The following is a 22322-nucleotide window of genomic DNA, read 5'->3' on the forward strand; positions in this document are numbered from 1 at the left end:
CACAGCTTGTTTATAATGACAGCAGCAGCGACGTGACCCGCTCCGTGTCATTCCAAGTAAACAGGGGAACCGCTAGCCGCTGCTGTATCTCATGCAGGGCCGTCGGTTCCTTTAGCATTTCAGGACGCACCACGATACCCCTGATCTCCTCAACTTGATCCAGCAGCCCAATGTCCTCCGTTCCCCGCAGCAGTACGAGCTTCGGATAAGGCTGCATCTTATAACCTTCGACGAGCACCAGATCAAAATCGCTGTACAAATGGATCAACGACGCAAGTTCCAGCTCCGTTTCCATCAGCATCGCCGTACGCCCCGGTGAAGCGATGGCGATCCCCTCGGCTCCCGCCTCACGGAATTTGTACGTGTCGGTCCCTTTGTGGTCCATTTCAAATCCGTGGCCATCATGCTTGATGACGGCTGTCCGAGTGCCGTGCCATTTCAACTGTGGAATCAAGCTGGCAATCAACGTTGTTTTGCCGCTGTTCTTATAACCGCAGATTTGGAAAACCTTCATGTCCAGGCTCCCGGCAGAACGAGAACTTGTACGGTTTGGCCTTTAACTGCACCTCGAAGCTCTGGCGGAATCACAATTAAGCAGCCACTGTCTTTGATCGTGATCATGACACTCGATTCATCAAGGGATGCAGGTGTCGCTATAAGCTTTCCATTTGACACCTCAAGGCTCCCCCGGACGAAACGGGTAAAGTTATTCACTTTCGAGTAATCCGAACCCAATTCTGCCGTCCATTCGATTAAAAACAACTGCTCCATGCCAAGCATCTTTCGGATCGCAGGTCTGACAAACAACAGAAAGCCCACAAAACATGCCCCCGGATTACCCGATAGCGCGAAGAGCAGCTTACCCTCCTTCACAGCCGCGGTTGTCACACTTCCTGGACGCATTGTGACTTTATTAAACAGCATGTCCAGACCGCCGGATGTCACCAGCTCGCCCATAATATCGTAGTCGCCTACAGAAACGCCGCCTGTCGTAACCACGATGTCATACACCTGGAGCGCTTCCTCCACCTTCTGGCGGGCAAGCTCGATATCATCCGGGATCGCCTCCATAATCACCGGCACACCACCGGCTTCCCGAATTTGCGATGCAAGCATATAGGTATTGCTGTTTCGGATTTTACCAGGTTCAAGCGGCTCGGTGATGTCCAATAGCTCGGTGCCCGTTGAGAAAATCCCTACTACCGGCTGACGATACACTTCTACCTGATGTACTCCGAAGGTAGCCAGAACCGAAATTTCTCCAGGCCCGATGAGAGTTCCCCGGCGCAGGATCAAATCACCTTCCTGAAGCTCGAATCCGAGGGGAGTGATATTCTTTCCCTTCTCGATGGACCGCTTGAAGCCTACATGGGTTAGGCCATCATCTTCCACTCGAAGCTCCGTCGCTTCAAGCATAACGACAGCGTCTGCCCCTTCAGGGACTTGAGCGCCTGTCATGATGCGGGAAGCCTTGCCTTGCTCGATTGGGATTGCAGATACATATCCGCACGGGATCTGGTCGACAACCTCAAGCCACACCTTTTCCCCTAGATCGCATACCGCCAAATCCGCTGATCGAACGGCATAACCGTCCATGCCCGAACGGGCAAAAGCCGGAAACGGGTGGGGGGCGATGACATCGGAAGCAAGCACACGTCCATCACTGTCCTGCAGCCGAATGAGCTCCTCCTGACCAAGCCCCGCATAAGAAGCGGCAAGCGCTTGCGCGTCTGCTACCTGTAATGCGCGCCGATCAAATTTATGATTTTGTTTCTTAGGCGATATCGAATGATTATCCTTCACAACGCATCCCTCACTTTCTGACTCAAAGAAAACTGACATTCTTACTGTACTACATTCTGAACAATCTTCAAACCGAGCACCAGGTCCCATCCATGCCCTCCGGCTCTATAAGCCATATAGAAAGACACCAACCGGGTGTGTATTTTTGATTGGACAAAAAAAGCGCATGGTCACCAGACCATGCGCTTGAAACTTCTTGCATTACCTTCGTCCCCTTCGGGAGATTTTGCCGGATCCGATTCGGGTCTTCGGCTTCTTGTACGATTTCTTCGGCGAATCGAACAAACCTCCGCCGCTTTCGCCGCGCTTAATCGTGCCGCGGTCTCCGCTTGTATCCGGATTTCGTCGGAACAGGCTTCCGCCGGTACCGGCAGAATCCTGACCGCGCCGGGTAATCTTACCGCTCCGGTCCACCGTCAGCGGCGGAGCGATCTTCTTATCCTGGCTTGTTGGCTTCTTATAGTTACCTTGTGCCGGTTTATACACATCTTTACTTGTATAACCACGGTAACCTCCGCCGCCCATCGAATCAAATAAGTTCCCGATCAGAACGGCCGTTAAGTACCCTTGCAGGAAACTTGAATCATAGTTGCGCTGAACATACTCTTTGGAATCGATTTCGATCAGCGTATCGGCCGGCTTCTGGGGATCCTGCTGTAAATGGTAATACTCATCCCCATACACCAAAAACATCCGCTCGCTATTCTCAGGAGACGATTGATCCGGCGTATTTGCCGCCATGAGCTCGCCTGCAACATCGGGAACGCTTTTATCAGCTGCCCGGTACACATAGGACGTTGCATTTCCGTCTCGATTGACGGATTCCAGCGGATAGGTATCTTTGATATTCGGCGCTCCGCATCCACTCAATAATGATACGAACAAACTCAGCACCAATATGATTTTTATAGATATAAAAGAGCGTTCCTTCATGCCACCACTCCTAAGTCGCCCGGATAACTCGAACGTCCCCCGGTATCACTTTCTCGCCTTCATACAACATAAACCGCCCGTTCTGCCATTCAATTCGCAGCAGTTTGTAATCATCCGATTGGTATTGCCATACATGCTGCTCCCCACTTTGAGTAAACGCAGTGCGACCGGTAATCGAAACATGTCCCCCGTATTCCTCTTCCAAATGAAATACATGATCGTCCAAATCGATGATGGAGGGTACCTCATCCGGAGAATCCAGCCGTCCATCGATCGGAGAATACAAGGCATACTGAACCGTCTCGCGCTCTTCGATATGAAGATAAGCAATGGTGCTGCCATCCTGCAGCGTTAAGACGACTGCATTACGACCGCGATTGTGCACGCGACCCGTGACTTCATAAGTGACCAGAGACACTTCGCAAATATCGCCGGGAGCCAGCTGCAGCATGCTTTTCTCTACCTTGGGCGGCTCCGGCTTACTAAATAAGTTGCTGATTCTTTTCCACATACTCATCTTTCCTGTCCCCTATCTCCATTATGCGTTCTATAGGCAAGCGGTAATAATTAACGCTCCAACCACATGCAGCGATCCTGCAAACAAGCCGTATCCCGTCTTACCCTCGCGGGTGCCTTTATCAAGGTTCAGCTTGCCGAAATTACGCAGCATGAGCTCTGTCAACGATTCGAGAACCAACAATATGATAAACGAAATAATCGATACCACAATCGCTTCAAGCAGATGATATGATGTTCCGATCGACACGGATAAAATATACCCTTGTGCGAACAGCTTCAGTATCAGTCTTGTGGTTACCGCCATATTACCCGCTTTCACTTCTTCAAGATCGTTATATTTCGTGAACAGGGAATCCACAAACATCAAAACAAACAACAGCAGTCCACCGACAGCTGTCCAAAGCAATACACGCAAGATCATATCAAAATCCATCGCTAAGCCTCCACATTCAACATACGAAAAACTCATTGAGCCCCGGACTGCATCAATTAAAGACAAACGTCCATAAAGGGATGTTCCCCATGTATATCTACTATCAAACAAAAGCGAAGGAGAAGCACAGCTGCTGCATTCAGCCCTGCTGTTTCTCCCTCGCCCCCTAAACTATATACCTGTTAGACCACTGAATCCGTTTTTACTTGTTCTCGTATTGTTTCATCAAGGCTGCCAGCTCATCCTCAACGACTTTGTCCTTGCCAAGGTTCTCAAACTCTTCATCAAGGGATTTCTCTTTTGTCGACATTTCATTGCTTGCTTCCGCACGTGCTTCCATTGCGAGCATCTTCTCTTCCATACGTTTCAAACCGGCAGACGCTGTATCAGAACCAAACCCGTTCATCGCTTTGTTTATCTCGGTTTGCGCTTTAGCAGCATTATAACGGGCTACCAAAGTTTCGCGCTTGTTCTTCATCGCTGTTAGCTGCTTACGCATTTCTTCCAGCTTGCTGCGCAGATTGTCAGCTGCCAGTTTGTTCTGATCATAGCTTGCTTTGTACTCATCACGCTTGGCCTCGGCGGCCTTCTTCTCTTCCAGCGCGCGGCGGGCAAGATCAACGTTTTGAGCTTGTGCTGCGGTATGAGCCTGCTGCGTGCGTTTTTCGACAAGCGCAGCTTGCTCTTCATAAAGTGCTTTAAAGCGTTTCTCGATGGCAATTTGCGAAGCTACCGCTTTCTCGGCATCCTCAAGATCTTCCGTCATATCCCGAATGTACTGGTCCGTCATTTTAATCGGGTCTTCCGCCTTGTCGATAATGGCGTTAATATTGGACATGGTCAAATCGCGCAATCTTTTAAATATGGACATCGTTCTCTTCCTCTCGCTTTCACTTTAAAATACTGGTATATGATTAATATTTACGTTGCATGCTCCAAAACGTTTCAAAATATTTTTTAGAGGTTGTTCATTTTAATACCCTCGTTCATATTGCTTGGGAACTTTCTGTCCGCCATCAAGCGCCTTGGCTGCATGAACAGCCCAGTAGGGATCGCGGAGCATCCCCCGGCCAATCGCCACCAGATCCGCTTTACCTGACAAAATAACCTCTTGCGCGGCATTGTAATCATCCAGCAATCCTACCGCAATAACAGGCACCTTTAACAGCTGCTTGAACTCTGCTGCCAGATCCACCTGATAACCGGGCTTCGCTTCCGGGCCGCCATTTGCACCGACCTGGCCTTCTCCCCCCGAGGAGATATGAAAGATATCGACACCGGCATCCCGGTAACGTTTGCAGATCTCCGCACAATATTGCACATCGTAACCGCCGTCCACATATTCTTTTGCAGATACCCTCATCATGATCGGCATGCCTTCAGGCAGCACTTCCTTAACGGCTTGAACAACCCGCTCGCCGAACAGAGGAAGGTCTTGACCATATTCATCACTGCGCTGATTCGTCAGCGGCGAGTGAAACTGATGAATGAGGTAACCATGGGCGCCATGAATCTCAACGGTATCAAACCCGGCTTCAACAGCTCGACGCGCACCTTCCTTGAAGGCTTGAATGAGCTCTTCCACTTCCGCCCCGGAGAGCACCTTGGGCATTTTGTAATGAGAGCTGAACGGAATCGCAGAAGGGGCTACCGACGGTTCAGCATCCTGCGCTTTTCTTCCGGCATGCCCAAGCTGAATACCGATCTTGGTTCCATAAGAATGCACGTTCTCCACAATACGGCGATAGGCTGGAATCTGATTGTCATCCCAGATCCCCGTATCCTGATTCGTAATGCGTCCATCAGGATGGACACCTGTCATTTCCACAATAATTAAGCCAGTACCTCCTACGGCACGGCTGACGTAATGAACAAAATGCCAATCATTCGGAATCCCGTCCCCAGCTTGAACGGAATATTGACACATCGGTGGCATAACAATGCGATTCTTGAGGGTCAAATTCTTGAAATTGTAAGGTGTAAACAAGTCTGCCAAGCGATTATCTCCTTCCATATCCAAATGATCAAGATGTAATAAAATCTGATACCGGTTATTATACACCTTTCTGCGGGAAAACTAAAAAACATCGCATTCCATATTGAGGATAATCGCCCGATCAACTGGGCATACCATATTAAAAAGCAAAGGGGGCCGATCGTGATGTTCAAACGATACTGCGCAGGAAGCTGCCTGTTGTGGATCATGTTATTCTTTTTTATGGTGCCGGACATCCCGGCAAACGCGTCCGCTGTACATAGTTTCTCACTTCACCCCCAGGACACTTCCGTCATGTCGGAGTCCGGTCAGATCATGGATCATGCCAAGCGCAGTAAAACCCAAAATTCAGACGATGCGCCGTCTTTAAGTCAATTGCTGAGAAAATACCCGGATACCTTTCGCTCCAGCGGACCCCGGGTCAAACAGATCGCTCTGACCTTTGATGATGTTCCGGATCCCCGTTTTACCGGGAAAGTACTGGATGTCCTCAAAGAGTATCAGGTAAATGCCACATTCTTTGCAGTGGGGGAACGCGCCAAAAAACACCCCGCTCTCGCGAAACGAATCCATGAAGAAGGTCATGCCATTGGCAATCACTCTTATAATCACGCGCAGCTGAACAAGCTGAGCCTGGACAAATTCAAAAGCCAAATCGAACGTACCAATACGATCTTGAAATCCCTAACCGGAGTGGATCCTCGGCTAATCCGTCCGCCTTATGGCGATATTAACGAAGAGCAGCTTCAATGGGCACGCAAAAACGGATACAAAGTCGTGAATTGGAATGTTGACTCCCTCGATTGGAAAGGACTGCCTAAGGAAGAGGTTAAGCGCAACATTCTATCAGCGGTCGGGCCAGGCTCGATCGTACTCCAACATGCCGGAGGTGGCGTGGGATCGGACCTAACCGGAACGATCGAAGCGCTCCCGGATATTATTACCGAACTGCGGAGTAAGGGATATAGCTTCGTGACACTTCCGGAGATGTTAGGAGTATCAGAGTCGAGATAGATCTGTCTAACAAAAAAAGACGGCTGACTGGAGCACTGATCCAGACTAGCCGTCTTCCGTATTAGAATTGTTATTTCATGAGGATGGGTTGAATTATTCGATAATGAACAATTTGATGTCCTGAATGCCGAATTGCTTCACGGCTGATTGTGAACCCGGAATGAAGATATCAATCCGATTCCCTTTAATAGCCCCGCCGATATCACGAGCTTCTGCTACAAATGCCTTTTTCGGTAGTCCTGGATGCTCGTGTCCTGTTACAAGCACCTTGGTGCCGAGCGGAATGATCTTGGGATCCACCGCAATGGTACCGAGCTCAAGGGAATTTCCGAAGTAATCAACAGCACCCCATTTCCCGTTCTCGCTTGCGGCAGCAGAATAAGCGGTTGCCTTGACCGACAATGTTTTGCTGTAATTAAACGTCTTGCCCCATGCTTCCACCACGTTCTTCTCAGAGGAAACGCTCAAGCTAGGCGTAAACCCGGAGGTACCTGGAGCGATGGGTGCAGCAGACGCCGTCGAGTTCATCGATACCGAACCGGGGATGGTGATTTTCAGACCCTGGTATATATTTGTTGCTTTAATCGTTGGATTCGCCTTCATCAGCTTGTCCATGTTAACGCCGTACTGTTTGGACAAGAAATAAAAGGTATCGCCGTTCTTGGCCACATGCACTGCGCTTGCATGTGCCTGCAGACCCCCTCCGGCAAAAGTCAAGCCAAGGGCAACGGCTGTAATGGTAAACCATTTTGCAGTTTTTCCAGCGATCTTATGGTTAAGTCCACGATTTTTAGTCCATGATTTCATTTGTTGTAACATCTAAAGATGCCTCCTTATATGTAACTTGGTCATTCGGATGTAGTATGTCAACGAACATGAATATATCACAATTTTGTAACCTATACTGCAAGCAATTGTTACCAATAAACAGACAAAAACAGCGCCAATTCCTGAAACAATCAGGTATGGCGCTGTTTTGGTTTGTTACAATGCAGATATAAAAGTTACAAAACCTTACTTAAAAACTCTTGCGTACGAGGATGAGTCGGATGGCCAAACAGCTGGTCCGGCGTGCCTTCCTCAACGATTTTACCGCCATCCATGAACAGGATCCGATCTCCCACTTCCCGAGCAAAGCCCATCTCATGGGTGACGATGACCATCGTCATACCGCCCTCGGCAAGCTTCTTCATCACTTCCAATACCTCACCCACCATCTCCGGGTCCAGTGCTGAGGTCGGTTCGTCAAACAGCATGACATGCGGCTGCATCGCGAGTGCTCTCGCTATGGCAATTCTCTGCTTCTGTCCTCCGGACAGCTGGGAAGGATACGCCTCCTTCTTGTCCTGCAGGCCAACTGACTTCAGCAGCTCGTCTGCAGTCGCCTCGGCTTCCTTCGCCGAGACGCCCTTCACCTGAATGGGAGCGAGCGTAATATTATCAATGACCTTCTTGTGAGGAAACAGGTTAAACTGCTGAAATACCATGCCCATTTTCTCACGGGTAGCATTGATATTGTGATTCTTGGCGGTGATCAGCTCACCCTCGAACGAAATTTCGCCGCTGGTCGGCACTTCAAGCAAATTGAGACATCGTAAGAAGGTACTTTTACCGGAGCCGCTCGGTCCGATGACAACCACCACTTCTCCTTTTGCAATCTCGATGTTTATACCCTTCAATATGTCCAGCTTGCCAAACGATTTATGAAGATCCTTAATGGTTATCACTTGCACTCAACTTCCTTTCCCAGACACCCAGAAGCTTCGAAAGAACGAATGTCAGTATAAAGTAGATCAGGGCAGCCACAAGCAGCGGATTAAGCGGGGCAAAGGTAGAACCGCGCAAAATCTGAGCCTGGTACATAATATCGAATACCCCGATGAACGATACGATGGACGATTCCTTGATAATGACAACGAATTCGTTACCGATGGCCGGGAGTACCCCTTTCAGTGCTTGCGGCAAAATGATATGACGCATTGCCTTGCCCTTCGTCATCCCGAGTGAACGGGCCGCTTCCAGCTGACCGCGGTCCACGCCTTGAATGCCAGCACGGAATATTTCAGCCAGATAGGCCGCGCTGTTGATAGAAAGCGTCAAAATCCCCGACTGGATCGGTGAAAATTTAATATCAAACGCCGCCAAGCTGTAATGGATAATAAACAACTGGACCAGCATCGGGGTACCACGGATGATCTCAATATAAGCGGTAGCCAAAAACTTAAGGATTTTTACACCCGACATCCGCATTAAAGCGATAATCAATCCGAGAATGAAACCGAAAAACACACCAAGAGCCGAAATAAGCAGCGTAAACTGGATTCCCTTGGCGTAATAATCACGGTACTTCCAAAAGAATTCGAATGTGTTCAGGTTCTCTGCCTTACGACCGGCAGCCAGGTCACTGGCCTCGTCGACAAACTTCTGGATCTGGTTATTCTCCTTCAAGCGCTCGAGTGTAGCATTAATGCTCTTGAGCAGCTCTTCGTTCCCTTTACGAACCCCGATGGCATAGGCATCGTTCTCAGCCGTTGGTTTGGCGTCCGTGATCACCATGGTCGCTTCATTCATATTGGTCTTTGCGATCGGATATTCAGCGAGAACAACATCCACACGCTCGGATTCCAGCTGCAGCAGCAAGTCCGGGATTTTATCCAGTGATACTACATTGGCTTTCGGGATGGTTTTTGCAATGGACTCCTGAATGGAGCTTTTCTGAACCCCGATCCGGGCTCCCTCCAGGCTTTCAAGCGTGTTGAACTTTAGTGCATCTTCCTTACGAACGACAACCGATTGTTCCGCAGCATAATATGGCTCGGAGAAATCAATGCTTTTTCGGCGCTCTTCCGTCGGATTCATGCCCGATATAACGAAATCCACGCGTCCGCTCGTCAGCTCCGGCAAGAGCGCATCAAAGGAGGTGTCCTTAATAATGAGCTCGGCGCCAAGATCCTTGGCGATTTCCTTCGCAATATCGATATCAAATCCGACGATGGTATCCACGCCATCTATCGTTTTATGGAACTCATAAGGTGCATAATCAGCACTCGTGCCGAGAATCACCGTTTTCTTCTCACCCTCCGCATGGACGATACTGCCAAAAGATAGCACGACCACCATGAATAGGGTCATCCACGCTGTAAATTTACGTTTCATATGTCTCGTTTCTCCCCTAACTATTACAAATAGATTCAATCATAGAAAAAATGCAACTGAGTCATTATAAAACAGGATGCATGAATATGCAATGAAAATTCATGGATTTTCAATTTGAGCACAAATGCTTTTTTAACTTGCACATGGCGCCGATTTCACTATTTTAATACAATGGTCAATTCATCATACCCTTAGGATTATGTTACTCATGATTCTTTTAACCATTTCGTCAAATAAATTAGAGCGCTGAATCTTTTTAAAATCTATATTGTGGAAATCACTTCGCTATTTTAAGTGATAAGAGGATCTGTAGTGAACCCTTTTCCGACGATGCATAATCTATCCGTTCCCTTCCCATCTTATAATAGCGCATAAAATCCGGTACTTGATACATGAAGGCCAGCCGGGCTGTCTCTTTCACTCCATGATTCATGCAAGCCAGCAGTTGGTTATTAATTAGCTATAGCTTTACTCATATAGGAGGTGTAACCATGCTGTTAGAAGCACTGTATCATGTTCCAAGAGATAAATGGGCTTATGCATATGATACAAAAACCATTCATCTTCGGATCCGAACCAAAAAAAACGATATTGATTCTGTTGTTGCCATGACCGGCGACAAATATGATTGGGACCGTACGTACTTCGAGATCACCATGGAAAAGGCCGCCTCGGATGACATGTTTGATTACTGGGAATGCGGAGTCAGGCCAAAATACAAAAGACTGTCCTACGGCTTTCGGATTCATGCCGGAGATGAAACGGTTTATATGGTGGACAGCGGTATCGGATGGGACTATCCTTATCCGCCTGCAGGTTACTTTGAATTCCCGTACATACATGAAGTCGATGTATTCAAGGTACCGGAATGGGCCAAAGAAGCCGTGTTTTATCAAATTATGACGGAGCGCTTTGCTAACGGAAATCCTGCCACCAATCCTAAAGAAACCGAGGCCTGGGGCGGCAAGCCGGAGGTGGATAATTTCTTCGGCGGTGACCTGCAGGGCGTACTGGATCATCTGGATGATCTCGTTGACCTAGGCATTAACGCCATTTATTTTACTCCGCTCTTCCTCTCCCCCTCCAATCATAAATATGACACGGTTGATTATAAACAGGTGGATCCGCACTTTGGCGATAATGAATTGTTGAAAAAAGTAGTAGATACTTGTCACGCTAAAGGCATTCGAGTGATTCTCGATGCGGTATTCAATCACTGCAGCGAGGAGTTCCCTCCCTTTCAGGACGTGCTGAAGCACGGCGAGAAATCCAGATATGCGGAATGGTTTCATGTGAACCAGTTTCCTTGCGAGGTCAAGGATGGCATTCCCAGCTACGATACCTTCGGCTTTTTCGGAAATATGCCGAAATTCAATACGGCCAATCCCGAAGTTAAGGCGTATTTGCTGGGTGTAGCCGAGTACTGGATCAAGGAGATCAATCTCGACGGCTGGCGTCTGGACGTTGCCAATGAAATCGACCATCATTTCTGGCGGGATTTCAGACAAGTCGTCAAGAAGGCCAACCCTGAGGCTTATATCGTGGGCGAGGTCTGGTCGGACTCCTTAATCTGGCTGCAAGGTGACCAGTTTGATTCCGTCATGAATTATCCTTTTGCCGATAAGGTGCTGGAGTTCTTTAACGGCAACATGGACGGGCTCACTTTCGCCAACCGGATCGGCTCGATTCTGATGCGATATCCGCAGCAGACCAACGAAGTGGTCTTTAATCTGCTGTGCAGCCACGATACGCCGAGGCTGCTTACCCGTGTAGGAGAAGATATCCGGCGCATGAAACTCACGGTTGTATTTCTGTTTACATTCATGGGAACGCCGTGCATCTTTTATGGCGACGAAATCGGATTGACTGGTGACGGAGATCCCGATTGCCGGAAATGCATGGAATGGGATCCCAAGAAACGAAACCAAGAGCTGTATAAGTTTTATCAAGGGATGATCGCGCTTCGAAAAGAACATAAGGCGCTGAGACAGGGGCGCTTCCGTTTCCTGCAAGCGAATCTCCATGATCCTTGCATCGTGTACGAGCGTGCGGACGAAACCATGCATTTTATCGTCTGGATGAACAACAGCGACTCGAAACGCACCATATCGCATCCTATCATCACGACCGATTGGATTGATGCCGAGACGGAGGAGCCTGTAAAACCGGTAAACGGTACGATGCATATCGATTTAGAACCTTATGCATATCGAATTTTATGCCGGCAATTGAAGCATTAATAAACTCAACTTATGTAATACACACTCCTAGATAAGGGATATGAAGCTTCAGACCAACTGGCACCATAGCATCCATATCGAGCTTCAACACGCACAGGGGTGCAAGGATAGCAGCGTTATTCGGCTATCCTTGCACCCCTGTCTTCTTGTTATGGTTCAAGCGTGGGATTTGGTGATTTGATGGTATATCTCCTGATATTCCTTCGCCGAAACGTTCCAGCTGTAATCCCCGCCCAAGGCGTTCTTGCTCACTTTACGCCAGTGCTCAGGCATGCGGTAAATAGAGGTTGCGCGCCGGATCGTGTTCATCATATCATGCGCGTTGTAATCCTTGAAAGAGAATCCGTTCCCTTCCCCCGTATACTCGTTATATGCATGAACCGTATCGTTCAGTCCGCCTGTTTCGCGGACAATCGGTACACTGCCGTAACGCATGGCGATGAGTTGGCTGATACCGCACGGTTCGAATTTGGAAGGCATCAGGAACAGGTCGCTGCCAGCGTAGAAGCGCCGGGACAACGGTTCATTGAACCGAATCTGGGCCGACATTTTATTGGGATACCGATTGGCCGCTTCCCGGAACCAATGTTCATATGAAGGGTCTCCCGTTCCCAGAAGGACAAATTGAATCTCATCATAGTACAGCAGCTCATCCAGAATCCGGATGACCAGATCGAGTCCCTTCGAATCGACCAGCCGCGTCACCATCGACATCAACGGAATATGCGGGGCCACCGGAAGATTCAACTCTTCCTGTAGGGCAATTTTATTCTGCGTTTTCTTATTCAGACCGCTCCGGAACTTCATCGCGATGTGCGGATCGGTCGCCGGGTTGTAACTCTTGGTATCAATGCCATTCACGATGCCGCTCAATCTCGAACCTTGGGCTGACAAAAGCCCGTCGAGTCCGTATCCGTAATAACCGGTCTGGATCTCCGAGGCATAAGTCGGGCTAACCGTCGTTACATGATCTGCATAGACGATTCCCGCTTTCATGAAATTCACGTTTCCGTAATATTCCACGCCTTCCGCTGTGAAATGGCGGCTGTGGATTCCAAGCAGATCAACCAGCACCTCGTATGGATATACGCCTTGATACAACAAATTGTGGATTGTAAATACGGTTCGAACCTCCGCATAGTAAGGATCATGGCGGTAGACATCTTCAAGAAGCAGCGGAATCATGGCCGTATGCCAATCGTGGCAGTGAAGCACGTCCGGCTGAAAGCCGATAACCGGCAATATCTCGAGGACGGCGCGGTTGAAGAACGAAAAGCGCTCGCCATCGTCCATGTAGCCATAAATGCCGTCGCGGCCAAAATAATATTCATTATCTATGAAATAGATCGTCACTCCGTCCTCAACCAGGGATTCGATGCCGCAATACTGCTCGCGCCAGCCTACCCGCACCCGGGTTTCCCCTACATGAGTCATACGCTCCCGGTATTCCTCAGGAATCCCTCGATATTTGGGCAGAACCACCCGAATATCCTCGCCCATGCCACGAAGGGATTTAGGCAAAGCAGCGATCACATCCGCCAATCCGCCTGTCTTGATGTACGGTCCACATTCTGAAGCTGCAAATAACAATTTCAATCCTGCTTCCCCCTTTGATTTCGCTTGGTTCTCCGTGCCGTCTTCTCTTTTACTGCTGCCGCCTTGAGTGAAGCGTCCTGTCGAGCCTGCGATTTTCTGGAACGCGGCTTTTTCTTTAACACGACCATGCCTAACGGAGGCAGCTTGATCTCCAGGCTGTGGGTTTGGCCATGCCAGGCCTTCTTCTCCGCTTTCATATCTTCGTTGTTGACCAGTCCGGAGCCGCCATAATCGGTGTGATCGGAATTCAATATTTCCACGTACTGTCCCGCTCTCGGTAAGCCGATCCGATATTGGTCATATGCCCGAGGCTGAAAATTAATGACGACGATCAGTGTATCGCCAGGTTTTGTGCCCATTCTCATGTACGATAGTACACTCTGCTCATGATCATCGGCGCTAAGCCACTCGAAGCCTTCCCATTGGTGATCCTGCTCCCATAGCGCCTTCTCCTCCACATACATGCGGTTTAACGCTGCCGTGTAAGCCAGCTGCTTCCGGTGGCTTTCGTAGTCCAGCAGCAGCCAATCCAGCTGTTCCTGATCCTTCCATTCAATGAACTGACCGAACTCACCCCCCATAAACAGCAGCTTCTTGCCGGGCTGGGTGATCTGATATCCGAGCAAAATCCGGAGACCCGCAAACTTTTGTTCATAGCTGCCCGGCATTTTATTAAGCAGTGATTTCTTCCCGTGGACTACTTCGTCGTGTGACAGCGGTAATGTAAAATTTTCTGAATAGGCATAACAGATGGGAAATGTTAGTAAATTATGATGGGTAGGCCGCTGATCGAATTCTTGCTCCACATAGGACAGCGTGTCATTCATCCAGCCCATGTTCCATTTGTAATTAAACCCGAGGCCCCCTTCGTGCACGGGTGCTGTTACCCCTGCCCAAGCGCTGGACTCCTCGGCCATCATCAAGGCATTCGGGTAATATCGAAACACGGCTTTATTCAATTCCTGCAGAAAGGATATCGCTTCGAGATTTTCCAAGCCACCATGTTCATTAGGGCTGTACTGACCTTCGCGCTTCTCAAAATCCAGCCGGATCATGCTTGTCACAGCGTCAACACGAAGACCATCAATATGATACATATCCATCCAAAATAAGGCATTGGAGATGAGGAATGAAATCACCTCTGGCTTGGCATAATCGAAAGACAGTGTTCCCCAGCCCGGTTTCTCTGCTTTTTGCGGGTCTGCGTACTCGTAAAGAGCCGCCCCGTCAAACAGTCGAAGCCCGTGGGCATCCTTGGCAAAATGTGCGGGCACCCAGTCGAGGAGCACGCCAATACCAGCTTGATGCAGCTGATCCACAAGGTACATGAAATCATGGGGACTTCCGTATCTGCTCGTCAGCGCATAGAATCCGGTTCCCTGATACCCCCACGAAAGGTCGTACGGATGCTCAGCCAAGGGCATGAATTCCACGTGGGTATAACTCATCTCCAGCAAGTAGGGGATCAGTTGGTCCGCCAGCTCGCGGTATGTATAGAACGAGCCGTTCTCCTTTTGCCGCCAGGTTCCAAAGTGCATTTCATATATGTTCATCGGCTTGGTGTAGGGGGATTTGTTCTTTCTTTTCCATGCAGCGTCATTCCAATGATAACCAGAGAGATCGGTCACGACCGATGCCGTTGCAGGCCGAATTTCGGCATGAAACGCGTACGGATCCGCCTTCAAGAACGTTTCTCCATACGGTCCGGTGATATGATATTTGTAAAAAGTTCCAGTCTCCATCCCAGGGAAAAACCGACTCCAAATTCCCGAATCGGGCATCCTATATAACGTGTCTTGGGAACCGTCCCAGCCGTTCCAGTCTCCGGCAAGACCCACCTGCCTTGCATTCGGAGCCCACACCGTAAAACGCACGCCTTCTTGTCCATCTTCAGTAACACGGTGTGCGCCCATGCATTGGTAACTGTGATACCAGGTTCCTTCATGAAATAAATACAATTGTTCCGGAGTCATGTTTCCTTCCCTAACTGCTTGGTTCAATCATCGTCACCCGCTTTTTCTTAAAAATCCATATTATTAGTGCTATTACCCCATTCTAACCATGTTGAAAATAAAAAATGTCCCTGAAAAATAATTTTGTAATTTTCAATTTACTTTTTCAATATAATCGTTTCAAACCCCGGGAATGTCGTTTATGTAATGTACAACGTGAAAATACATTGGGAGGGAAACGTGATGAAGAGAAAAGACTGTATTGCTATGCTTCTGGCCGGTGGAGAAGGTAAACGATTAGCTCCCCTTACGTCCAAGCTGGCAAAACCCGCCGTTCCTTTTGGCGGACATTATCGTATAATCGATTTTCCTCTCAGCAATTGTGTGAACTCCGGAATCGATACGGTTGGAGTGCTTACACAATATGAGGCAGAATCATTACACGAACATATCGGTGAAGGCGAACCCTGGGGACTAACACATACAGGACGTGAAGGCATTGCTCTGCTTCCATCCAACAGCACACACCAAGACGGATACTTGGGTACAGCAGACGCCATTTATAAAAACATTCCATACATCGATGATCAAAATCCCGAACATGTCCTTATTCTATCCGGGGACCATATTTACCAGATGGATTACCGCGAAATGCTTGAAGCCCACATGAAACAAGCGGCACCTGCCACGATCTCCGTGATGGAAGTACCTTGGGAAGACGCCAGCCGGTTTGGCGTCATGAGCGTTGATGACAATCTCAATATCATTGAATTTGCCGAAAAGCCGGCAGAACCGCAAAGCAACCTCGCCTCGATGGGCATTTATTTGTTCCGTTGGGACTATCTGAAGCAGCACCTCATTGAGGATGCGGCTGATCCAAATTCCAGCCATGATTTTGGGAAGGATGTCATCCCTAAGATGCTGGCCGGAGAAGAATCACTGCTTGCGTTTCGCTTCCAGGGCTACTGGCGCGATGTGGGCACTGTAGAAAGCCTCTGGGAAGCCCATATGGATGTGCTTAGCCAAAACGAGCTAGTCCTGGAGAGATCCGATTGGCCTATGTATACCCGAGCATGGAAGACCAAGCTGTCGGCGGCGCGGAACCGCAATACGGAACACACAGACTGCTTGATTCATGACCAATGCACCTTCGAAGGAAAAGCCAAGAGCTCCGTTATATTCTGCGGTGCGGAGATCGGCAAATACTCCATCGTCAAGGACAGTGTGGTCATGCCGAATGCCAAAATCGGCAAGGGCGTCCATATCGAGCATGCCATCATCGGTGAGGGAGCGATCATCAAGGATGGAGCGATTGTAAAAGGGGCTCCCGGCAACGTTGTAGTTGTTGGACCTTACGAGACCGTGCTTCCGAAACCAACCATTCGTACCCAGCCGTCCCGGCTGCTTCAGGATGTATACGAAAAAGGACGCTTGCGGGCTAATGTCTCTTCATCTTAAACGAGTTTCTTCAACAGAATATTAGCTCTGAGATAAATCCCTTCAGACTTTTATACAAAAAAGCGATCCGTGACGGATCGCTTTTTCTCGTGTATCGTGCCCTGCTGACTGTGTCTCAAGCGCATGCGACTTAGGTTTTGTAACACGTAAAATTATGAAATAAAACGCTTCTCATATAAATTCACGAAGCGACCACCCATATCCTGCTCAGCCACGAACTGAAATCCTTGGCGCTGATAAAATTGGTTCAGCGTTGGCAGATGAGATACGCAATCCAGCCTGAAACCCTGTTTACCCTTGGATAACAAATACGATTCTGCAAAAGAAATCATCTTCGTTCCAAGCTCCAGTCCCCGATACGAGGCGCGTACGGTCAGCCGATGCAGATAACCATAGGCCGGATCGTCCCGCTCTCCCCAATAGGCTGGGTCTCCATACTGCAGCGTGAACATGCCGATGGCCATGTCTTCATGCCACAGGATAAACACTTCACGCTCCGCCAGATACTGCTCCATCAAGTCCAAGGAAAAGAGCGATGGACTCCACTGCTTGCGCCCTTGCTGTTCCATCACCTCCGCCGCTTCCTTGAGAAGCGACAGCATCTCCCCTGCCTGTTCTGCTTCAGCCCGTTTTAATTCAAACCGACCTTGCTCAGTAGAAAACGTTGCTGCTGTGTCCCCCACTTTCGCTCTCCCCCTTGTAGAATAGCCCCACAAAGTGGAGCCTACGCTTACGATGCTTATTCCAAATACTTTGCGGGGACCCCAATACAATACCCCAAAACAATACCCCAAAACAATACCCCACAAAGTGGAGCCTACGCTATGATGCTTATTCCAAATGCTTTGCGGGGACCCCAATACAATACCCAGAACACAATATCATTGGGCTGAAAACTTATAAATTCTGTACTCTTGAGAAAAGCTTTGCCGGTAACCCGGCAAAGCTTATACTGTCGGTCCGGCTACGTCATCCTCACCGTTCTCTAATCCGCCGGCCATCGGTATTTTTCCTTCAGGCAGCGGCAGCTTGACGATAACGGATGTTCCGTGCCCGAGCTCGCTTTCCATCTCCATCGTGCCTCCATGGAGTTCAATGAGCTGCTGTGTAATCGCGAGACCCAGTCCCGTTCCCCCGTTAAGCGGATTAACCTGGAAGAACCGATCCTTTACCCGCCGCAGGTGTTCGTCCGATATGCCAATACCGTGATCCTCCACGGTTACGACAACAAACTTGTCTTCCATAGCGAAGGACAGGTTGATTATGCCGTTCTCATGCGAGAATTTAATCGCATTGTCCACAATATTCAGAAACACCTGCTTCAACCGGTTGGCATCCCCATAGATAATCGGTTTTTCGTCGGTCTCCAGTTTGATCTGGATGCCCTTCTTCTCAGCCTTGGTCCACAGATTGAGCATAATCTCTTGCAGAAGCTCCCGTAAATTCACGATACCCTTCACAAGTTTCATCTCATTCTGCTGGAGCTTGGAGAAGTCGAGCAGCTCTTCAACAAGACCGATCAAGCGATCGGTTTCCTTCGAAATAATCTGCATCCCGATCTTCGTTTCTTCCGGATCATAGCCGCCGGAGTCGAGCGTTTCACTCCAGCCCTTAATGCTTGTGAGCGGAGTCCGCAGCTCATGCGAAATGGATGAAACAAAATCATCCTTCACCTGGTTGCTTCGTACAATCTCCTGCGCCATGTAGTTCAGGGTTGACGCTAGCTCGCCAAGCTCATATTTATAGTCGCCTTTGATTCTCACGTTAAATTTGCCCTTGGCCATCTGCGCGGATACCGTTGTAATGTTGTTGAGCGGCTTTACGATGGAGTTGGCCAGCCCAATGCTGAAGGCAAGCACTAGCGCTAACACGGCCCCTCCGATGCTGACGGCAAACAGTGTGATTTTCATCAGCTTGTCGTTAATGAACTCAAGCGAAGTCACATAGCGAAGAATGTAGGTTTTCTCAAAACCGTTCGAAACAGTTTGGGATACGGCCATAACGATCTGCCCCGTACCTTGCTGCTTGCCAATCCAACGGCTCGTATTGCCTGCAAGCGCTTGGGTGACATCACTGGTATTGATGGTCTGTTCTATTTCGAAGCCGGTAGATGTTGAGAGCACTTGACCCGCCGGATTCAGAATTTGAAGCTCCGTTGTATACAATTCAAAATGGCGAACCATCTCGCTCAGCTGGTTGACGTTGTCCGACGAGGTCAGTCGAAAGGGCTGATAGAAATCGTTGGCGGTATTAATATGATTCACAATATGATTGTATACCGTATCGTAATAATACGATCGTAAAGCGATTAGAAATATGACCTCAATCAGCAGCAAGGCGATGAACACTACCAGGAAGTAGTGCAGCACGATTTGCCGCCGAATGCCTTTTTTGATGATCATTGTCCCTGACCCTTCCATTTATAGCCGTGTCCCCATACCGTCTGGAGGTATTCCGGCTCGGAAGGATTGCCTTCGATTTTTTGGCGCAGTCTCCGAATGTTCACGTCCACGATTTTGGGGTCACCCATATATTCTTTGCCCCATACGTGATCGAGCAGCACATCACGACTAAGCGGCGTGTTTTCTTTCTCCAGGAAAAACTGCACCAGCGAAAATTCAGTAGGCGTCAGCTCCACCGGCTGCCCGTTCTTCTTGAACTGCTTGGAGATCAGATCCAGCGTAAAGGGACCTGATTGAAATGATACCTTGGCGGCTCCCGCACGCTGGACATTCACCCTCCGCAGCAGAGATTGCAGCCTGGCGATTAACTCCGTCGGACTAAACGGTTTGCTTACGTGGTCGTCGGCTCCGACGGAGAGGGCATACACTTTATCCTGCTCCTGAACTTTTGCCGTCAGAAAAATAATGCCGATCCGCTCGTTCGTTTCCCGAATTCTGCGGCATACTTCAAATCCGTCAATCCCCGGTACCATAACATCAAGCAAAGCGATATCGATATCTGGCGTCGTTTGCAGCATACGAAGGGCTTCGTTGCCGTCCCCAGTCTCCAGAACTTCAAAGCCGTTTCGTTTCAGATTAATTACAATAAAACTGCGGATAGATTCTTCATCTTCTAATATGAGCACTTTACTCAAGGTCTAGTTCCCCTTTCTTTCGATAGGAGCCACATTATTGCTGTTTGGCTTTTTATCTTTTTTACTCAGTTTCAGATCGCCATGACTTCGGTAAGCAATCACGCGGTTTTTCTCCTTCACCAAAATCTCCCAATCGGATTCGGCTTTCTCCCACTGGGCCGTCGAAAAGAATTTGATCTCTGCAACGGACTCTCCCGTATCGGTCATGACAAAGTTTAAATACGCATTTTTGTTGGATTCCGACGTGATGGTAATCTTATTGTACATGTCTGGCGGAAAGTCCAGATAGAAGTGATTGTTCATATCGTAGTACCTTTGGAGTACGAATTGAAGCCCTTCTTTTTCATTGCTCTCCCGTACCTCTCCGTCCCACTGGAAGTACGTGGTGAAGAACGGGATCTCATCCAGGATAAGCCGATCTTCCCAGCCGCTTGGCCTCATAAGAACACCAAACTCCAAAATACCGTCATCATTCACATCCTCGCTCTCGACAGGCAGCTCCTTGTAGGTAAGCAGTTCATCCTGGAGGACGTCAATAAACTGGTTTTCCTCCATAATAATGAGCTTGGAATAAGAAGAGCTGGATACAACCGAAGCGTCCAAGATGATACCTTCTTTGTCCTTGGCCACTTTACCTGCGACAACATTGTAATAACTTTCGATATTCGGTCCCAGTTCCAGCTTGTTCAGCTCGACAAAGGCGTCCTCGAATTTGTCATATTGATAGGTGCTGATATACGAGAGCTCTTTCTGCTGAAGATAGACAACCGTAATATCGTTGATCTTATCCCCGTTCATGTCTCCGATATTAAAGTGTGTATATGGCAAAGCCGGTATTTTTTCGAGCGAATCCCCGGAGAATGAATACACGGCCAGCAGGTTCTGAAGATTCTCTTCGCCGCGGGAGAATCCGGCTACGATGTCGACCTTGCCGTCATTCGTAAAATCGACAAAATCAAACGACTCCAATACCGTCCCTTCTCCATCGAAATCAAGCTTCTTCACCCATGTATCGCCTTGCTGCTGCATAATCATGCCATGGATCTTCACTTCATCGTCCGGCGTCTGATAGAAGACGACCGCTTCCAAAATCCCGTCGTTGTCCAGGTCATGAATACGGATGGAACTGCTATCCACGTCACTTCGCGGCCGGATAATGGCACCGGCATTCAGCTTTTTCTTCAGAAGCGCAGATTGAATGGCGCCATTCAGCGTCGCTTTATCCGTCGGTAAATCCGGTCGCTTCATTAAAGACACCGGGTCCTGAATAAACGTGCAGCCGCTTAGGATAAATAGTAACAAGCCTGCCAAGAGGGCTTGCATCACTCTATATTTCAATAAGTATCAACTCATTTCTATACATTCACCTGGCGTCTTTGGTGATCGATAATTACAGTCTTGACTTCTCGCCATGGGTTAAACGTCTTCCGGTCACATCCACGGCCAGCTCTCCGCCGGATAGACCCATGATCCGGGTGCAATACTTCTCGGCCAGCTCCAAGGGAATCACGGTAAATACAGTTAAACGTTCTTCCTCGCACAAGGTTTTAAGTGTCTTCAATACATGCTCGGCCGAAGCCGGATCAAGTCCCGTGACCGGCTCGTCCGCCAAAATTACCTTGGCACCATGAACGAGCGCGCGGGCAATAGCAATCCGCTGCTTCTCGCCGCCGCTTAACTCGCCGGCCTTTCGTTTGGCCTTGTCCAACAAGCCCAGGTGCTCAATCGTATCCATAGCTCCCATATAATCATCAGACCGGACCATCCCGGTTACCATCCGCCACAGCGGTGTTTGGCTGGATTGTCCGATCAATACATTCTTAAGCGCCGTTCGATTCACATTCAAGGACGGGTTCTGCTCAAGATAAGCCCATTCCCGGCGAATTCTCCGTTTTCCCGCAGGATTCATCATATCTTCGCCATCAATCGTTAATTTGCCGCCGTCCCATTTTTGCTGCATGGATAGACAGCTCATCAACAAGCTTTTCCCGCTTCCGCTCGCACCGATCAGACCGATCATTTCCCCGTGCTCCATCTGAAAAGTGATATCCTTTAACACCGGTGTGCGTTCAGGACCCATCGTTTTCTTCAGCCGATCCACTTTAATCATGTTATCGTCTCTCCC

20 protein-coding genes are annotated in these 22322 nt (G+C 48.8%); 3 read left to right on the forward strand and 17 right to left on the reverse strand.

The window, feature by feature from the left end:
* Positions 1 to 10 precede the first annotated feature (10 nt).
* The 7 genes from mobB to PLA01S_RS06260 form a co-directional block, all read right to left on the reverse strand.
* The gene (mobB, locus tag PLA01S_RS06230; RefSeq protein WP_127590800.1) at positions 11 to 514 is read right to left on the reverse strand and encodes a molybdopterin-guanine dinucleotide biosynthesis protein B; all 504 of its coding nucleotides are present in this window, start codon (positions 512 to 514) and stop codon (positions 11 to 13) included.
* Positions 511 to 1803 (reverse strand): molybdopterin molybdotransferase MoeA, encoded by a 1293-nt coding sequence (locus PLA01S_RS06235; protein ID WP_127590802.1) that lies wholly within the window; start codon positions 1801 to 1803, stop codon positions 511 to 513. The genes mobB and PLA01S_RS06235 overlap by 4 nt, the downstream gene beginning before the upstream one ends.
* Before the next feature lie 201 nt (positions 1804 to 2004).
* Entirely contained in the window at positions 2005 to 2736 is a 732-nt protein-coding gene (locus tag PLA01S_RS06240) for a DUF4247 domain-containing protein (RefSeq protein WP_127590804.1), read from the reverse strand.
* A gap of 10 nt (positions 2737 to 2746) precedes the next feature.
* Positions 2747 to 3253 carry a DUF4178 domain-containing protein gene (locus PLA01S_RS06245; RefSeq protein WP_127590806.1) on the reverse strand — a complete coding sequence of 169 codons (507 nt, stop codon included), beginning with the start codon at positions 3251 to 3253 and terminating at the stop codon, positions 2747 to 2749.
* 30 nt (positions 3254 to 3283) lie between these two features.
* Positions 3284 to 3688: a DUF350 domain-containing protein gene (locus PLA01S_RS06250; RefSeq protein WP_071218177.1), complete on the reverse strand. Its 405-nt coding sequence runs from the start codon at positions 3686 to 3688 to the stop codon at positions 3284 to 3286.
* Positions 3689 to 3890: 202 nt separating this feature from the next.
* A complete protein-coding gene (locus PLA01S_RS06255; RefSeq protein WP_127590808.1) occupies positions 3891 to 4559 on the reverse strand; it encodes a PspA/IM30 family protein in 669 nt (222 codons plus the stop codon).
* A gap of 102 nt (positions 4560 to 4661) precedes the next feature.
* Positions 4662 to 5684, reverse strand: a complete 1023-nt coding sequence (locus PLA01S_RS06260; RefSeq protein ID WP_127590810.1) for an NADH:flavin oxidoreductase/NADH oxidase — start codon at positions 5682 to 5684, stop codon at positions 4662 to 4664.
* A 165-nt stretch (positions 5685 to 5849) separates the two neighbouring features.
* Between PLA01S_RS06260 and PLA01S_RS06265 the strand changes: the two genes are divergently transcribed.
* On the forward strand, positions 5850 to 6698 hold the full coding sequence (locus tag PLA01S_RS06265; protein WP_127591094.1) for a polysaccharide deacetylase family protein: 849 nt from the start codon (positions 5850 to 5852) through the stop codon (positions 6696 to 6698).
* A gap of 93 nt (positions 6699 to 6791) precedes the next feature.
* Here the strand turns inward: PLA01S_RS06265 and PLA01S_RS06270 are convergent, their stop codons facing one another.
* From PLA01S_RS06270 to PLA01S_RS06280, 3 genes are all read right to left on the reverse strand, one after another.
* Positions 6792 to 7517 carry a 3D domain-containing protein gene (locus tag PLA01S_RS06270; protein ID WP_127590812.1) on the reverse strand — a complete coding sequence of 242 codons (726 nt, stop codon included), beginning with the start codon at positions 7515 to 7517 and terminating at the stop codon, positions 6792 to 6794.
* 185 nt (positions 7518 to 7702) lie between these two features.
* Positions 7703 to 8425, reverse strand: coding sequence for an amino acid ABC transporter ATP-binding protein (locus tag PLA01S_RS06275; protein ID WP_164817329.1), 723 nt, complete (start codon positions 8423 to 8425; stop codon positions 7703 to 7705).
* Positions 8412 to 9854, reverse strand: coding sequence for an ABC transporter substrate-binding protein/permease (locus PLA01S_RS06280; protein ID WP_127590817.1), 1443 nt, complete (start codon positions 9852 to 9854; stop codon positions 8412 to 8414). Before PLA01S_RS06280 ends, PLA01S_RS06275 begins: the two co-directional genes overlap by 14 nt.
* Before the next feature lie 491 nt (positions 9855 to 10345).
* Between PLA01S_RS06280 and PLA01S_RS06285 the strand changes: the two genes are divergently transcribed.
* The gene (locus PLA01S_RS06285) at positions 10346 to 12094 is read left to right on the forward strand and encodes an alpha-glycosidase (RefSeq protein ID WP_127590819.1); all 1749 of its coding nucleotides are present in this window, start codon (positions 10346 to 10348) and stop codon (positions 12092 to 12094) included.
* 156 nt (positions 12095 to 12250) lie between these two features.
* Here PLA01S_RS06285 and glgA read toward each other — a convergent pair whose 3' ends face one another.
* Positions 12251 to 13690 (reverse strand): glycogen synthase GlgA, encoded by a 1440-nt coding sequence (gene glgA, locus PLA01S_RS06290; RefSeq protein WP_127590821.1) that lies wholly within the window; start codon positions 13688 to 13690, stop codon positions 12251 to 12253.
* Positions 13687 to 15663: a 1,4-alpha-glucan branching protein GlgB gene (glgB, locus tag PLA01S_RS06295; protein ID WP_127591097.1), complete on the reverse strand. Its 1977-nt coding sequence runs from the start codon at positions 15661 to 15663 to the stop codon at positions 13687 to 13689. The genes glgA and glgB overlap by 4 nt, the downstream gene beginning before the upstream one ends.
* 222 nt (positions 15664 to 15885) lie before the next feature.
* Between glgB and PLA01S_RS06300 the strand changes: the two genes are divergently transcribed.
* On the forward strand, positions 15886 to 17100 hold the full coding sequence (locus PLA01S_RS06300; protein ID WP_127590823.1) for a glucose-1-phosphate adenylyltransferase: 1215 nt from the start codon (positions 15886 to 15888) through the stop codon (positions 17098 to 17100).
* A 152-nt stretch (positions 17101 to 17252) separates the two neighbouring features.
* Here the strand turns inward: PLA01S_RS06300 and PLA01S_RS06305 are convergent, their stop codons facing one another.
* From PLA01S_RS06305 to PLA01S_RS06325, 5 genes are all read right to left on the reverse strand, one after another.
* A complete protein-coding gene (locus PLA01S_RS06305) occupies positions 17253 to 17783 on the reverse strand; it encodes a GNAT family N-acetyltransferase (RefSeq protein WP_127590825.1) in 531 nt (176 codons plus the stop codon).
* 264 nt (positions 17784 to 18047) lie between these two features.
* Positions 18048 to 19502 carry a sensor histidine kinase gene (locus PLA01S_RS06310; protein WP_127590827.1) on the reverse strand — a complete coding sequence of 485 codons (1455 nt, stop codon included), beginning with the start codon at positions 19500 to 19502 and terminating at the stop codon, positions 18048 to 18050.
* Positions 19499 to 20197, reverse strand: a complete 699-nt coding sequence (locus PLA01S_RS06315; protein ID WP_100536498.1) for a response regulator transcription factor — start codon at positions 20195 to 20197, stop codon at positions 19499 to 19501. The genes PLA01S_RS06310 and PLA01S_RS06315 overlap by 4 nt, the downstream gene beginning before the upstream one ends.
* A 3-nt stretch (positions 20198 to 20200) precedes the next feature.
* Positions 20201 to 21499, reverse strand: coding sequence for an FG-GAP repeat domain-containing protein (locus PLA01S_RS06320; protein WP_246059360.1), 1299 nt, complete (start codon positions 21497 to 21499; stop codon positions 20201 to 20203).
* An 88-nt stretch (positions 21500 to 21587) separates the two neighbouring features.
* Positions 21588 to 22307, reverse strand: coding sequence for a phosphonate ABC transporter ATP-binding protein (locus tag PLA01S_RS06325; RefSeq protein ID WP_100536497.1), 720 nt, complete (start codon positions 22305 to 22307; stop codon positions 21588 to 21590).
* Positions 22308 to 22322 lie beyond the last annotated feature (15 nt).

The sequence above is a fragment of the Paenibacillus lautus NBRC 15380 genome (genome assembly GCF_004000945.1).
GTDB lineage: Bacteria > Bacillota > Bacilli > Paenibacillales > Paenibacillaceae > Paenibacillus_AQ > Paenibacillus_AQ lautus.